Raw genomic sequence first — 15,344 nt, forward strand, 5'->3', positions numbered from 1 at the left:
CCATGGCCTTCCACCGGCGTTCCGGCACGCGATTTACCGCCTCGATCTGGCCCGGTTTCGTGGATGCCATCACCGCGCTCTTGATGGTGATGATCTTCGTCCTGACGATCTTCATGATCGTACAGTTCGTGCTGTCGGAAACGATCAACAACCAGGATGACGAACTGAACGTTCTCAACGCGCAGCTCAATGAACTGGCCGACGCGCTTGGGCTGGCGCAAAGCCGGTCGGCACAGCTTGAACAACGGGTGGCGACGCTTGGTGCCAGCCTGTCCGAGGCCGAGGGCGAATTGCAGATGCAGGCGGCGTTGATCGCCTCGCTGACGGCTGAAACCGAAGGGCAGGCCGCGCGGATTGCCGATTTCGAGACGCAGGTGGCCTCGCTCATCGCGGCCAACACGGATCTGACCGAGGAACGCGATGCAGTTCAGGCGGATCTGGAGGCGCGGGTGTCAGAGGTTGACGCGCTGACCCTGGCGTTGGCCACAGCGCGGGACGAGATCGACGCCGCCGCCGAACAGGCGCGCCTGGCCGCTGCCGAACGCGAGGCGCTGGAGGCGCTGATCGCCGATCTGGAAACCGAGGCCGCCGCGCAGGAGGCGACGCTCGCTGACACGCTGGCCGCCTTGCAGGCGCAGGAGGAGACATCGGCAGGGTTGCAGACCGACCTGACCACGGCGCTGGCCGCGCTGGCAGGCGAGGAAGCCCTGACCGCATCGCTCGAAGCGCAGATTGCCGAGTTGGAGCAGGAGCTGACCGCAGAGGAAGCGGCGCTGTTGGCGGAACAGGCGGCGGCTGCTGCGCTGCGCGAACGGCTCTCGGTCCTGGAAACCGATCTCGACAGCGAAGAGGCCGCGCGTCTGGCCGAAGCCGCCGCCGCTGCCGCCCTGCGCGACCGGCTGGCGGACACGGAGGCGCAGCTGTCTGACGAAGAGGCCGCGCGTCTGGCCGAAGCCGCCGCCGCCGAGGCCCTGCGCGCCCGCCTGCAGGAGGCCGATGCCGAGCTGACCGCCATGGCGTTGGCGTTGGAACAACGGCGGCAGGAGGCAGAGAACACGCTGACCCTGCTGGCCGCAGCCGATCAGGCGCGGGAGAACTTTGCAGCCCGTCTGGCCGCGGCGCTGGCTGACAACACCGCGCAGGGAGACCGGATCGAAGAACTGGAGACGAGCCTCGCCGCAGCCAGCGAGGAAGCGGGACGCTTGTCGGATCTGGAGGGTCAACTGGCGTTGGCGCTTGCCGCCCGCGCGCAGGACGCCGCCGCTCTGGCCGAGACACAGGCCGCTCTGGAAGCCGCGCAATCGGTGGCGGAGGATCGCGCTGGCGAGATGTCCTCGCTGGAGGAGGAACTGGCGCGCGCACTGGCCCGGTTGACGGCACAAGCCACGCAAAGCCGCACGCGGATCGCCGCGCTCGAAGAGGATATTGCAGCGGCCAATGCCAATGCCGCCGCGACAGCGGCCGCCCTGACGGCAAGCGAAGAAACGGTCGCCGGGTTGGAAACACAGCTTGCCACGGCCCTGCAACAGGCCGACCAGCGCGCGGAAGCGGATGCCGGGCGGCTCGCGGAGCTGGAGGCAGACGTGGCCGCCGCCGAGGGCACTGCCGCCGCGGCTCAGGCGGAACTGACCGAAAGCCGGGCCTCATTGACCCGACTGGAGGCCGAGCTGGCCGCAGCCCTTGTCCGCGCCGCACGCGACGCCGAACGGATCACGGCGCTGGAACAGGATCTGGGCACTGCGCGGGCCGAAGCCGCCGCCGCGCAATCGGATCTCGACAACAGCTCCGAAAGCCTCAATGCGCTGCAAACGCAACTGGCCGCAGCGCTTCAGTCGGCACAGGCGCAGGCTGGCGAGGATGCGGCGCGCATTGCCGCGCTGGAAACCGATCTGGTCGCCGCGCAGGCCGAAACCCAGGCCGCCGAAGAGGGGCTGGCCCGGCGCGGTGCGGAACTGACGGCGCTGGAGGCGGATCTGGCCGCGGCGCTTGCGCGGGCCACGCTGGCAGCGGCCCGGGTGGAGGAGGCTGAGGCCGATCTCTCTGCCGCACAGGCCGAAAGCGCTGTCCTCCGCGAAGAACAGGCCGCCAACCAGACGGCCCTGACCGCAATGGAGGCGGAGCTAACGCAGGCCCTGCTGGATCTGGCGCGGGCCGAGCAGTCGGCGGAATCGCGCATCGCGGCGCTTGAGGCGGAACTGGCCGCATCCGAGGCCGCGCGGGAATCGGCGGGAGCAGAAGCCGCAGGCGCCCTGTCCGACCTGGAGGAGCAACTGGCCGCCGCGCTGACCGCGCAGATGCTGGCCGAGACCACCGCCGAAGACCGGTTGAGCGAGGCCGAGCAGCAGTCGGCCTTGCTGGCGCAGGCCAATCTGGAACTGGAAACGGCAGAGGCGGCCTCGGCGGAAAGCCAGCGCCAGATCGCGGCGTTGAACGAACAGGTGGCGGCGCTGCGCACGCAGCTTGGCGAGTTGCAGGGTCTGCTCGATGCCTCGCAGGCGGCGGATGCGGCGGCTCAGGTGCAGGTGGAAACGCTCGGGGCCGATCTGAACGCGGCGCTGGCGCGGCTGGCTGCCGAAAGCGATGCGTTGGCCGCATCAGAGGCCGCCCGCGCCGAGGCCGAGGCCGAGGCCCGGCGCCTGGCGGAAGCCGAAGCCGAACGGCTGGCCGCCGAGGCGCAGGAGCTGGAGCGCTACCGGTCGGAATTCTTCGGTCGCCTGCGCGAATTGCTGGAAGGCCGCGACGGCGTGCGGATCGAGGGGGATCGCTTCGTCTTCGCCTCCGAGGTGCTGTTCGAGGTCGGGTCTGCCGATCTTTCCCCCGAAGGGGAGGCGCAGATTGCCAATGTGGCGGAATTGCTGTTCGACGTTGCAGGGGAAATCCCCCTGTCGGTGGATTGGATCGTGCGGGTCGATGGCCATACCGATGACCAGCAGCTGCGCCCGACCGCTGAATACGCCAATAACTGGGAGCTGAGCCAGGCCCGCGCCCTGTCGGTGGTGCTGTTCATGAGCGACGAGCTCGGCTTTCCACCCGCACGGCTGGCGGCGACGGGGTTCGGCGAGTACCGCCCGATTGCGTCCAACGACACGCCCGAGGGGCAGGCCCAGAACCGCCGGATCGAGCTGAAGCTGACCGAGCGATGAGCGCGCTTCTGGACGACTTGCTGGCCTGTGAAACCCGTGTGTGGGAGGCCCTGGTCACGGGCGACGCCGCAGCGGATGCCGCCGCCTTGTCAGCGGATTTTCTGGGCGTCTACCCGGACGGATTCGCCGGGAAGGGGGACCATGCCGGGCAGTTGGCGGATGGACCGACCGTGGCGCGGTTTCATCTGACCGATGTGCAGGTGAAACCGCTTGGCGCGGACCACGCGCTGCTGGCCTATCGCGCGCGCTATTTGCGGGTTGGACGGGCAGAGGAAGAGGAGATGTATGTCTCCTCCATCTGGCGTCGCAGCGGAGAGGGCTGGGTCAATATCTTCAGCCAGGATACACCCGCAACCGGTATTCCGCTTCCCTGAGAAAAAGGCGCCCCGGAGGGCGCCTTCTTTCGTTCCTATTCCGCCGTCAGAAGCGGTGGTTTCTTTGACGTGATCCGCCGCGCGCCCGGTTCTTCGATGCGCAGGTCGATCTCGCCATCCTTGACGCCAACCTTGACGTTGCCGCCCTTGGCGAGCTTGCCGAACAGCAGTTCCTCGGCCAGCGGTTTCTTGATGTGTTCCTGGATCACGCGGCCAAGCGGGCGGGCACCCATCTTGTCGTCATAGCCCTTGTCGGCCAGCCATTCGGCGGCGGGGCGCGTCAGTTCGATGGTCACGTTGCGGTCCAGAAGCTGCGCCTCCAGTTGCAGCACGAATTTCTCGACCACCTGCAGGATCACCTCTTTCGGCAGCGCGCCGAAGGAAATGACCGCGTCCAGACGGTTGCGGAATTCGGGCGTGAAGGTGCGCTCGATGGCGGCGGTATCTTCGCCTTCGCGCCGGTCGCGGCCAAAGCCGATGGCGGATTTCGCCTGTTCCGCCGCGCCCGCGTTCGAGGTCATGATCAGCACCACGTTGCGGAAATCGACCGACCGGCCGTTATGATCGGTCAGCGTGCCGTGGTCCATCACCTGCAGCAGGATGTTGAACACGTCCGGGTGCGCCTTCTCGATCTCATCGAGCAGCAGCACGCAATGCGGGTGCTGGTCGATGCCGTCGGTCAGCAACCCGCCCTGGTCGAAGCCCACATAGCCCGGAGGCGCGCCGATCAGGCGGGAAACGGCGTGTTTTTCCATGTATTCCGACATGTCGAAACGCAGCAGTTCCACCCCGAGCGTATCGGCCAGTTGCTTGGCCACCTCGGTCTTGCCGACACCGGTGGGTCCTGCGAACAGGTAGTTACCAATCGGCTTTTCCGGCTCGCGCAGGCCCGCGCGGGCCAGTTTGATGGCGCTTGCGAGCGCCTCGATGGCCTTGTCCTGTCCGAAGACCACGCGCTTGAGGCTGCGTTCGAGATCCTTCAGCACCTCGGCATCGTCTTTCGAGACGTTCTTGGGCGGGATGCGCGCAATCTTGGCCACGACGGCCTCGATCTCTTTCGCGCCGATGGTCTTGCGGCGCTTGGATTCGGCCACCAGATGCTGCGCGGCCCCGGCCTCGTCGATTACGTCGATGGCCTTGTCGGGCAGCTTCCGGTCATTGATGTAGCGCGCCGACAGTTCCACCGCCGCCTTGATGGCGTCATTTGTGTATTTGATGTCGTGGTGATCCTCGAAATAGGGTTTGAGGCCCTTGAGGATCTTCACGGTGTCTTCCACCGACGGCTCATTCACGTCGATCTTCTGGAACCGGCGGGACAGCGCGCGGTCCTTTTCGAAATGCTGGCGGAATTCCTTGTAGGTGGTGGACCCCATGCAACGCAGTTTGCCGCCCTGCAGCGCGGGTTTCAGCAGGTTCGAGGCGTCCATCGCCCCGCCCGAGGTGGCGCCCGCGCCGATCACGGTGTGAATCTCGTCGATGAACAGCACCGCGTCGGGGTGATCTTCCAGCTCGCTGACCACGGCCTTCAGACGTTCCTCGAAATCGCCGCGATAGCGGGTGCCCGCCAGAAGCGCGCCCATGTCGAGCGAGTAGATCGTGGCGCCCTGAAGTACCTCGGGCGTCTGACCCTCGACGATCTTCTTGGCGAGGCCTTCCGCGATGGCGGTCTTGCCCACGCCGGGATCGCCCACCAGCAGCGGGTTGTTCTTGCGGCGGCGGCAGAGCACCTGAATGCAGCGTTCCACCTCGTGCTCGCGGCCGATCAGCGGGTCGATATCCCCCTTCACGGATTTGGCGTTCAGGTCGACACAGTATTTCGCCAGCGCCGATTCCTTGCCGTCGCCCTCAGAGGCGGTTTCAGCATTGCCGTGAATGCTGTCCTCTTCATTGGCCCCGCTTACGGGACGGGATTCGCCGAAGGACGGGTCCTTGGCGACGCCATGGGCAATGAAATTCACCGCGTCATAGCGGGTCATGTCCTGTTCCTGCAGGAAATAGGCGGCATTCGATTCGCGCTCGGCGAAGATGGCGACCAGCACATTCGCGCCGGTCACTTCGGTCCGGCCAGAGCTTTGCACATGAATCGCGGCGCGCTGGATCACGCGCTGGAAGGCGGCGGTCGGCACCGCCTCGGAGCCTTCCACATCGGTGACAAGCGTCGACAGCTCTTCGTCGATGAATTCCACAAGGGTCTGGCGCAGCTCTTCAAGATCTACGGAACAGGCCTGCATGACCTTCATCGCGTCAGGCTCTTCCAGAAGGGCGAGCAGCAGATGTTCCAGAGTTGCGAGTTCATGACGGCGCGCATTGGCGTTCGCCAGTGCGGCGTGGATGGCCTGCTCAAGGGTGTTCGAAAACGACGGCACTGCCTGTGCTCCTTTCGTTGCGCCGGACGGGCGTGGGGGCGCTCGCGTCCGACAGTGGCCTCATACTGTTAAGGTTCGGTTTTTGTCCGTGCAGTTCAAGGCATTTCTCTTCAATTTTTCTTTGCGCCCCTGCCATTTTTCGTGATGTCGCCTAATCGGGTGGCAAATGGGGGCGAATGCGCGCCGCTCAGAATCGGTCCTTGCGGGCACGGATTTCAGTGAAGACGGCCACATCGTCGGCTGTCTCCAGTCCAAGCTGCGCGCGGATGGCAGGGTCATGGGCGCGCAGGAAGGGGTTGGTGTCGAGTTCTTCCTGCAGGGTCGAGGGCACCGTGGGCCGCCCTTCGGCGCGGGCGGTTTCGATGGCCTTGCTACGAGAGATAAGCGCCGGATTGCCGGGATCAATGGTCAGAGCGAATTTCGCGTTGCTGGCGGTGTATTCATGGCCGGAACAGACCAGCGTGTCGGGGGGCAGGGCGGCAAGGCGGGCAAGGCTTGCGTGCATCACCTCGGGGCTGCCCTCGAACAGCCGCCCGCAGCCAAGCGCCATCAGGCTGTCGGCGGTGAAGACGGCTTTGCTGTCCGGGAAGTGAAAGGCGATATGGCCGACGGTATGGCCGGAGACCTCGATCACCGTGCCGCTTTCGCTGCCAATGGCCACTGTGTCGTCGGGATTGATGGCGTGATCCAGCGGCGGCAGGCGGCCCGCGTCGGCGGCGTTGCCCCAGGTCTTTGCGCCAGTGGCCGCAACCAAGGGCGCGACCCCGTCGATATGGTCCCAGTGATGGTGGGTGATCAGGATATCGGTCAGCGTCCAGCCGCGCGCCTCCAGCTCCTTCTGAATCGGCTCGGGGTCCGGCACATCGACAACCGCCGTGGCCCCGGTCGCCGCGTCATGCAGCAGGAAGGCATAGTTGTCCGCAAGGCAGGGAACGGTGACGATCTGCAAGGGCATGGCAATTTCCTTCTTCCCGGTTAAGCTGCCCCCCGACCGTCGCCCAAACCCGAGGGGGTTGCAATGCATCTCGACGTGCTGGACCTGCGCCAGTTCTACTACCGGACCCGGCTAGGCCGCATTGCGCAAAAGGCGGTGCGCGATCAGGTCACCGCGTTCTGGCCCGAGGCGCGGGGGCAGACGGTGGTGGGATTCGGTTTCGCGGTGCCGCTGTTGCGCCCCTATCTGGGCGAGGCGGAGCGGGTCATCGGCCTGATGCCGGGCGCGCAGGGGGTGATGCCCTGGCCCGCCGGGCAGGACAATGTCAGTGTCCTGTGCCACGAAACCCGCTGGCCGCTGCCTGCGGGGCTTGTCGACAGGCTTGTCTGCCTACACGGGCTGGAAACCTCTCAGCATCCCGCGGCGGTGCTGGAGGAATGCCACCGCGTTCTGGCGCCGGGCGGCAAGGCGCTGTTCATCGTGCCCAATCGGGGTGGGCTTTGGGCGCGGCGCGATGCGACGCCCTTCGGCTTTGGCCGGCCCTATTCGCTTGGCCAGCTGGAGGAGCAGATCCGCAACCACGGGTTCGAGCCAGAACGCCATCGCGCCGCCCTGTTCGCGCCGCCCAGTCACGGGCGATTCTGGCTGAAAAGCTCTGAACTGGTCGAGAACATGGGTCGGAAACTGTCGAATTACTATGCGGGTGGCGTCATCATGCTGGAGGCCAGAAAGCACACATTCGCCCCCACGCGGCCCGGTTTGGCAGAACGCGTCAAACGTCCCCTGCGCATCCTCGATTCTGCGCCCCAGCCTGCCCGCGTGAGGGATAATGACGCCGCGCAGGGGCTTGTTCAGCTCTCACGGGACGGGTGAATCGAGCGCATACCGTGGTGTGCCAAGGCATACAGTTGCACCTGACTCGCGCCTTATCCACAGAAAAAGCTTGAAAATTCGTTAGCTTCAAAGCGTCGCAGGACAGCAAAATGCGTCAAAACCCCGGAAAAACAGGGGGTTCAGCGGATTCGTGCCAATTGCCGAGGCTGTTGCAGGCTGCAGAACCCTCTGATACATCCAGCGCGATTTCAGGTGGGCGGGGACAGATACCGCCTTTAGACAGAACCGCCGGGCACATCGCAGGATGTGGTCCCGGCCACTGTATCGGAAGGGTGGACGTGTCGGAAACAGCTTCGATCTCGACCGGCATTGCCTCGCGCTACGCGACGGCGGTGTTCGATCTTGCCACAGAGGATAAGGCGCTCGATGCGCTGGAGGCCGATCTGGCCACGCTGGAAGGCGCATTGGCCGACAGCGAAGACCTGCGGGATCTGATCGCGTCGCCGATCTATTCGCGCGAAGACATGCAGGCCGGTATTGCGGCCGTTGCCTCGGCCATGGGCCTGGGTGCGATCATGTCCAACACGCTGAAACTGATGGCCACCAAGCGCCGTCTGTTCGTGGTGCCGCAGATGGCCGCCGCGCTGCGTGGGATGATTGCGGATCACAAAGGCGAAGTGACCGCCGATGTCGTGTCGGCCAAGGCGCTGACCAAAACCCAGTCCGACAAGCTGGCAAAGGCCCTCAAGGCCGCCGTTGGCAAGGACGTGAAACTGAATGCGACCGTCGATGAAGGTATCATTGGCGGTCTTGTCGTTAAGGTGGGCTCGAAGATGATCGACACGTCGATCCGCTCCAAGCTCAACACCCTCCAGAACACTATGAAAGAGGTCGGATAAATGACTATCCAAGCAGCCGAGATCTCTGCGATCCTCAAGGAGCAGATCAAGAGCTTTGGCCAGGAGGCCGAAGTCGCCGAGGTGGGCCGTGTGCTCTCCGTTGGTGACGGTATCGCCCGTGTTTACGGTCTGGACAATGTCCAGGCAGGTGAGATGGTCGAATTCCCCGGCGGCATCATGGGGATGGCGCTGAACCTCGAAGCCGACAACGTCGGTGTCGTGATCTTCGGCTCCGACCGGGACATCAAGGAAGGCGACACCGTCAAGCGCACCAACTCGATCGTGGACGTGCCCGCGGGCGACGGTCTGCTGGGTCGCGTTGTCGATGGTCTGGGCAACCCGATCGACGGCAAGGGCCCGATCGACGCCTCCGAGCGTCGCGTTGCAGACAGCAAGGCACCGGGCATCATCCCGCGTAAGTCGGTGCACGAGCCGATGGCAACCGGCCTCAAGTCCGTTGACGCCATGATCCCGATCGGCCGTGGCCAGCGGGAACTGATCATCGGCGACCGTCAGACCGGTAAGACCGCCGTGGCGCTCGACGCGATCCTGAACCAGAAATCCTATAACGACGCCGCTGGCGACGACGAGAGCAAGAAGCTCTACTGCGTCTATGTGGCCGTTGGCCAGAAGCGCTCCACCGTTGCGCAGCTGGTGAAGAAGCTGGAAGAAACCGGCGCGATCGACTACTCGATCGTTGTGGCCGCCACCGCATCCGACCCCGCGCCGATGCAGTTCCTGGCGCCTTATGCCGCAACCGCCATGGCGGAATACTTCCGCGACAATGGCCGCCACGCGCTGATCATCTATGATGACCTGTCCAAGCAGGCCGTGTCCTATCGTCAGATGTCGCTGCTGCTGCGCCGCCCGCCGGGCCGTGAAGCTTACCCCGGTGACGTTTTCTACCTCCACTCCCGCCTGCTGGAGCGTTCCGCGAAGCTGAACGAAGACCACGGCGCTGGCTCGCTGACCGCTCTGCCGATCATCGAAACCCAGGGCGGCGACGTGTCGGCCTTTATTCCGACCAACGTGATCTCGATTACCGACGGCCAGATCTTCCTCGAAACCGAGCTGTTCTACCAGGGCATCCGCCCCGCCGTGAACACCGGTCTGTCGGTGTCTCGTGTGGGTTCGTCCGCTCAGACAAAGGCAATGTCCTCGGTTGCCGGTCCGGTGAAACTGTCGCTCGCTCAGTACCGCGAAATGGCGGCCTTCGCCCAGTTCGGCTCCGACCTCGACGCCGCAACTCAGCGCCTGCTGAACCGTGGTGCCCGTCTGACCAAGCTGATGAAGCAGCCCCAGTACTCGCCGCTGACCAATGCCGAAATCGTCTGCGTGATCTACGCGGGCACCAACGGTTACCTGGACAACGTTGCAATGTCCGACGTCGGTCGCTTCGAGGCCGGTCTGTTGGCACATTTGCGTGGCAAGAACCAGGATCTGCTGGACGACATCACCAACAATGACCGTAAGGTCAAAGGTGAGCTCGAAGACAAGGTCAAGGCAGCACTCGACGACTTCGCCGCCGATTTCGCATAAGGAGGTCAGGCAATGCCAAACCTCAAGGACCTAAAAAACAGGATCGAGTCGGTCAAATCGACCCGCAAGATCACCAAGGCGATGCAGATGGTCGCCGCCGCGAAACTGCGCCGCGCGCAGGATGCGGCGGAGGCCGGTCGCCCCTATGCCGAACGGATGCAGGCCGTCATGGGCGGTCTCGCCGCCTCGGTCGGCAATTCCGACGGTGCCCCGCGTCTTCTGGCGGGCACCGGGTCCGATCAGACCCACCTGCTGGTGGTGATGACGGCGGAGCGGGGGCTGTGCGGTGGCTTCAACTCGACGATCGTGCGTCTCGTGCGCAGCCGGATCGCCGATCTGCAAGCCCATGGCAAGACCGTCAAGCTGCTGACCGTTGGCAAGAAGGGCCGCGAACAGCTGAAGCGCGATTACGCCGATCTGATGGTGGGTCATGTCGACCTGTCGGATGTGAAGCGCGTGGGCTACGCCAACGCTGCCGAGATCGCCGGTGACATCCTCGCGCGTTTCGACGCCGGGGAATTCGACGTCGCCTCGATCTACTTCAACACCTTCCAATCGGTGATCAGCCAGATCCCGACCGAAACCCAGATCATTCCGGCCAAGTTCGATGCGCCCGAGGCGGACGATGCCTCGACGCTCTACGACTATGAACCGTCGGAAGAAGCCATTCTGGAAGACCTGCTGCCGCGCGGTGTCGCAACGCAGATCTTCTCGGCCCTGCTGGAAAACGGGGCGTCCGAACAGGGCGCACGGATGTCGGCGATGGACAACGCAACGCGGAACGCTGGCGAGATGATCGACAAGCTGACGATCGAGTTCAACCGCTCGCGTCAGGCCGTCATCACCAACGAGCTGATCGAAATCATTTCGGGCGCCGAGGCGCTCTGACGAAATCTGGAGAAACGACATGGCACAAGCAGTCGGCAAAATCACGCAGGTCATCGGCGCTGTCGTTGACGTGCAGTTCGAGGATCATCTGCCCGAGATCCTCAACGCGCTGAACACCGAGAACAACGGCAAAGCCCTTGTTCTGGAAGTGGCACAGCACCTGGGCGAGAACACCGTGCGGACCATCGCTATGGACGCCACCGAAGGTCTGGTGCGTGGCGCGACCGTCACCGACACCGGCGCCCCCATCTCGGTTCCGGTCGGCAACGCCACCCTGGGCCGCATCCTGAACGTGATCGGCGAGCCCGTTGACGAAAAGGGCCCGGTGAACGCGTCGGAAACCCGCGCCATCCACCAGCCCGCACCGGAATTCGAAGAGCAGTCCACTGCCTCTGAAATCCTCGTCACCGGCATCAAGGTGGTCGACCTTCTGGCCCCCTACTCCAAGGGTGGTAAGATCGGCCTCTTCGGCGGTGCCGGCGTGGGCAAGACCGTTCTCATCATGGAACTGATCAACAACATCGCAAAGGTGCACTCGGGTTACTCCGTGTTCGCCGGTGTGGGTGAACGGACCCGTGAAGGGAACGACCTTTACCACGAGATGATCGAATCCAACGTGATCAAGCCCGACAACCTGGAAGAATCCCAGGTGGCGCTTGTTTACGGTCAGATGAACGAGCCTCCGGGGGCCCGTGCCCGTGTTGCGCTGACCGGCCTGACCCTGGCCGAGCAGTTCCGCGACCAGTCCGGGACCGACGTTCTGTTCTTCGTCGACAACATCTTCCGCTTCACCCAGGCAGGCTCCGAGGTGTCGGCACTTCTCGGCCGTATCCCGTCCGCTGTGGGCTACCAGCCGACGCTGGCCACCGACATGGGCGCGATGCAGGAACGCATTACCTCGACCAAGTCCGGCTCGATCACCTCGATCCAGGCCGTCTACGTTCCCGCGGACGACCTTACCGACCCGGCTCCGGCCACCACCTTCGCCCACCTCGATGCAACCACCGTTCTGTCGCGCGCCATCTCGGAACTGGGGATTTACCCGGCTGTGGACCCGCTCGACAGCTCCAGCCGGATCCTCGATCCGCAGGTTGTCGGTGAAGAGCACTACAACGTTGCCCGCGACGTTCAGGGGATCCTCCAGCGCTACAAGTCGCTGCAGGACATCATCGCCATTCTCGGCATGGACGAACTGTCGGAAGAGGACAAGCTGACCGTGGCCCGCGCCCGGAAGATCCAGCGTTTCCTCTCGCAGCCCTTCGACGTGGCGAAAGTGTTCACCGGTTCCGACGGTGTGCAGGTTCCGCTGGAAGACACCATTGCCTCGTTCAAGGCGGTTGTGGCCGGCGAATATGACCACCTGCCCGAAGCGGCCTTCTACATGGTTGGCGGCATCGACGAAGTGATCGCAAAAGCCGAGCGCCTGGCCGCAGAAGCAGCCTAAGGAGTAACCGATGGCCGATATGATGCAGTTCGACCTTGTGTCGCCGGAAAAGAGGCTGGCCTCTTTCGAAGCGTCCTCGGTCCAGATTCCGGGTGCCGACGGCGACCTGACGGCGATGCCGGGGCACAGCCCCGTTATCACCACCCTGCGTCCGGGCGTGGTCCGGGTGCAGTCGGCCGACGGCGATAAAAGCTATGTCGTGACTTCCGGCTTTGTCGAGGTCACCGCAGGCTCCGTCTCGGTGATCGCCGAGCGCGCCCATGCCGGGGATGAGGTCCGCAAGGACGATCTCTCCGATCTTCTGGAAGAGGCCCGTGCAATGGCCGCTTCCGCCGAAGCCGACCAGAAAGACGGGGCCGAGAAGTTCGTCGCCGATCTGGTCCAGCTTCTGGAAGACATGGACTAAGCCCGTTGCCCGGCGGCATGACAGACAGGAACGCCCCGCGCCGGACCGGTTGCGGGGCGCTTCTTTTTCTACCATTTTGTGAACGGCTTTTTTCCCATTCCTGCCGTATTTTTCCTGCAAAAGCGGGTCGGCCATAGCGATTGAGCAGATGAAAAAGATCAGAAACAACCTCGTTGGCGTCGATCAGGGCAGTCATGTGCTGTTCGAGGATTACGATGTCGGCGGCGAAATGTGGACCGGTTCGGGCAACCGGGAGGTCTGGCATCCTGTGCGCTTTGCTCAACCCTTCAAGACACCGCCCGCGGTGCATGTTTCCGTCACCATGTGGGACATGTCGACCGAGGCGAACCAGCGCGCCGATATCCGCGCCGCCAATATCCGCAGCGACGGGTTCGAACTGGTGTTCACCACCTGGGAAGACACCAAGATCGCCCGCGTCCGTGCCGACTGGATGGCGATTGGCGAACTGCCTTACGAGGATGACTGGGATCTCTACTGATCCGGCCCGTCGGGAACCTCGATAGCCCTTGGCTTGGCCTTGTGCTCTGGCTCCACATGGATGGTGATATTGGCGTCAGACACCGCCGCCCTCAGCGCCGCCTCGACCCGGTCGCAGATTTCATGTGATGCTGTCACCGTCGTTTCCCCCGGCATCACCAGATGAAAGTCGATGAAGGTCATCCTGCCCGCGTGCCGCGTGCGCAAATCATGGGCCTGCACCGCGCCCGTGGCGTGGGAGGCGATGACATCGCGGATGACCTGAAGGGTCTCTTCCGGAACCGCCTCATCTAACAGACCATTGAGCGAATCCTTGATGACCTTGGACCCGGACCAGAGGATATTCACCGCCACGATCGCAGCCATGATCGGATCAAGCAGCCAGAACCCCGTGGCCCAGGCCAGCAGGATGCCCGCAGCAACGCCCGCAGATGTCACCACATCCGCCAGCAGGTGCTTGCCGTCGGCCACCAGGGCCGGGGACCGTTCCCGCCGCCCCCAGGTCAGCAGAATCCAGCACCAGACACCATTCAGCCCCGTTGCCAGCCCGTTGATCAGCAGACCCTCCAGCGGGGCGTCAATGGCACGGGGGGCAAGGACGCCCTCATAGGCTTCGCGCAGGATCAGCAGGGCCGCGATGACGATCATCACGCCTTCCAGCACCGCACTGAAGAACTCCGCCTTGTGATGGCCATAGGGATGGTTGGCGTCAGCGGGCAGGGCCGCGACCCGAACCGCGATCAGCGCGGCAATGGCGGTGACCACATTGACCGTACTTTCCAGCGCGTCCGACAGCAGCGCCACCGACCCGGTGATCCAATAGGCCAGCCCTTTCAGGGCCAGCACCACGAAGCCCAGGATCAGGCTGCCAATGGCGAGTTTGATGGTCGTCGACATGGGCCATGCCCCCCGACTAGGCATTTGAAACGTCAGGCCAGATCTCTGCCGAAGCCGATATCCGCGAGGTCAGATGCGCGAATACATGCCCTCATAGATCGGTGCGAGCGTCTCGTCCTGGAATAACGAAGATACAGACGTGCCCGACCAGGTGTTCAAGATGGCCTGCGCGAACATCGGGGCGGTCGGCACGATGCGGATATTGGGCGCGGATTTGGTGGCCTCTGTCGCCTCGATGGAATCCGTCACGACCAGCGATTTCATGACCGACTTGCTGACCCGTTCGATCGCGGGGCCGGACAGGACACCATGGGTGATATAGGAATGCACTTCCTTCGCGCCATGTTCCATCAGCACTTCGGCGGCTTTGCACAGCGTCCCGGCGGTGTCGCAGATATCGTCCACGATGATGCATTTCTTGCCGGTCACATCACCGATCACGGTCATTTCCGCCACTTCGCCCGGCTTCTCGCGGCGCTTGTCGACGATGGACAGTGGCGCATTGATCCGCTTGGCCAGCTCGCGGGCGCGGGCCACGCCGCCCACATCGGGCGAGATCACCATGATATCCTCCATCTGTCCCTTGAAGTGGTGCAGGATATCCAGCGCGAAAATCGGCGCGGCATAGAGGTTGTCGACGGGAATATCGAAAAAGCCCTGGATCTGGGTGGCATGCAGGTCGAGCGTGAGGATGCGTTCGATCCCCGCACCGACCAGCATATTGGCCACCAGCTTGGCGCTGATCGGCGTGCGGGCCTTGGTGCGGCGGTCCTGCCTTGCATAGCCGAAATAGGGGATCACGGCGGTGATCCGGCTGGCCGAGGACCGGCGCAGCGCATCGGCCATGATCAGCAGTTCCATCAGGTTGTCATTGGCGGGGTTCGAGGTGCTCTGGATGATGAACATGTCCTCGCCGCGCACGTTCTCGAACACCTCGACGAAAATCTCGCCATCGTTGAACCGTTCAACGCGGGCATCGACCAGACCCACGGACATGCCGCGATGAAGCGACATCCGGCGGGCGATGGCCTGGGCCAGAGGGCGGTTGGAATTGCCGGAAATGAGCTTGGGATCGGATGCGGACATGGCAGCTGTCTCTCGGTGTGCTTATGTAACAGGGCG

Annotated in this window: 13 protein-coding genes; 9 read left to right on the forward strand and 4 right to left on the reverse strand. The window is 63.9% G+C overall.

The genetic code is table 11. The features are described from left to right. Positions 1 to 2 precede the first annotated feature (2 nt). A complete protein-coding gene (locus RBB16_RS02075) occupies positions 3 to 3,143 on the forward strand; it encodes a peptidoglycan -binding protein (protein ID WP_306044556.1) in 3,141 nt (1,046 codons plus the stop codon). Next, entirely contained in the window at positions 3,140 to 3,517 is a 378-nt protein-coding gene (locus tag RBB16_RS02080; protein ID WP_306044558.1) for a nuclear transport factor 2 family protein, read from the forward strand. Before RBB16_RS02075 ends, RBB16_RS02080 begins: the two co-directional genes overlap by 4 nt. 35 nt (positions 3,518 to 3,552) lie before the next feature. Here the strand turns inward: RBB16_RS02080 and clpA are convergent, their stop codons facing one another. Then, positions 3,553 to 5,883 carry an ATP-dependent Clp protease ATP-binding subunit ClpA gene (gene clpA, locus RBB16_RS02085; RefSeq protein ID WP_306044559.1) on the reverse strand — a complete coding sequence of 777 codons (2,331 nt, stop codon included), beginning with the start codon at positions 5,881 to 5,883 and terminating at the stop codon, positions 3,553 to 3,555. A gap of 187 nt (positions 5,884 to 6,070) precedes the next feature. Further along, positions 6,071 to 6,838 (reverse strand): hydroxyacylglutathione hydrolase, encoded by a 768-nt coding sequence (gloB, locus tag RBB16_RS02090; RefSeq protein ID WP_306044560.1) that lies wholly within the window; start codon positions 6,836 to 6,838, stop codon positions 6,071 to 6,073. Between the two features lie 63 nt (positions 6,839 to 6,901). On the opposite strand from gloB, the gene RBB16_RS02095 reads away from it, so the two are divergent. The 7 genes from RBB16_RS02095 (at position 6,902) to RBB16_RS02125 (ending at position 13,326) form a co-directional block, all read left to right on the forward strand. Continuing rightward, positions 6,902 to 7,690, forward strand: a complete 789-nt coding sequence (locus RBB16_RS02095; protein WP_306044561.1) for a class I SAM-dependent methyltransferase — start codon at positions 6,902 to 6,904, stop codon at positions 7,688 to 7,690. Between the two features lie 299 nt (positions 7,691 to 7,989). Then, entirely contained in the window at positions 7,990 to 8,550 is a 561-nt protein-coding gene (locus RBB16_RS02100) for a F0F1 ATP synthase subunit delta (protein ID WP_306044562.1), read from the forward strand. Next, complete coding sequence (atpA, locus tag RBB16_RS02105) at positions 8,551 to 10,089, forward strand: F0F1 ATP synthase subunit alpha (protein WP_306044563.1); 1,539 nt, start codon at positions 8,551 to 8,553, stop codon at positions 10,087 to 10,089. 12 nt (positions 10,090 to 10,101) lie between these two features. After that, positions 10,102 to 10,977, forward strand: a complete 876-nt coding sequence (locus tag RBB16_RS02110) for a F0F1 ATP synthase subunit gamma (RefSeq protein WP_306044565.1) — start codon at positions 10,102 to 10,104, stop codon at positions 10,975 to 10,977. 19 nt (positions 10,978 to 10,996) lie between these two features. Beyond that, entirely contained in the window at positions 10,997 to 12,421 is a 1,425-nt protein-coding gene (atpD, locus tag RBB16_RS02115) for a F0F1 ATP synthase subunit beta (RefSeq protein WP_306044566.1), read from the forward strand. 10 nt (positions 12,422 to 12,431) lie between these two features. After that, positions 12,432 to 12,827 (forward strand): F0F1 ATP synthase subunit epsilon, encoded by a 396-nt coding sequence (locus tag RBB16_RS02120; protein ID WP_306044567.1) that lies wholly within the window; start codon positions 12,432 to 12,434, stop codon positions 12,825 to 12,827. A 148-nt stretch (positions 12,828 to 12,975) separates the two neighbouring features. Next, positions 12,976 to 13,326, forward strand: a complete 351-nt coding sequence (locus RBB16_RS02125) for an H-type lectin domain-containing protein (protein ID WP_306044568.1) — start codon at positions 12,976 to 12,978, stop codon at positions 13,324 to 13,326. Here RBB16_RS02125 and RBB16_RS02130 read toward each other — a convergent pair. Next, positions 13,320 to 14,222: a cation diffusion facilitator family transporter gene (locus RBB16_RS02130; protein WP_306044569.1), complete on the reverse strand. Its 903-nt coding sequence runs from the start codon at positions 14,220 to 14,222 to the stop codon at positions 13,320 to 13,322. The two genes, RBB16_RS02125 and RBB16_RS02130, sit on opposite strands and share 7 nt — an antisense overlap. Before the next feature lie 69 nt (positions 14,223 to 14,291). Next, positions 14,292 to 15,308: a ribose-phosphate pyrophosphokinase gene (locus RBB16_RS02135; RefSeq protein ID WP_306044570.1), complete on the reverse strand. Its 1,017-nt coding sequence runs from the start codon at positions 15,306 to 15,308 to the stop codon at positions 14,292 to 14,294. Between the last annotated feature and the right edge of the window lie 36 nt (positions 15,309 to 15,344).

The organism is Nioella sp. MMSF_3534 (assembly GCF_030732985.1).
GTDB lineage: Bacteria > Pseudomonadota > Alphaproteobacteria > Rhodobacterales > Rhodobacteraceae > Nioella.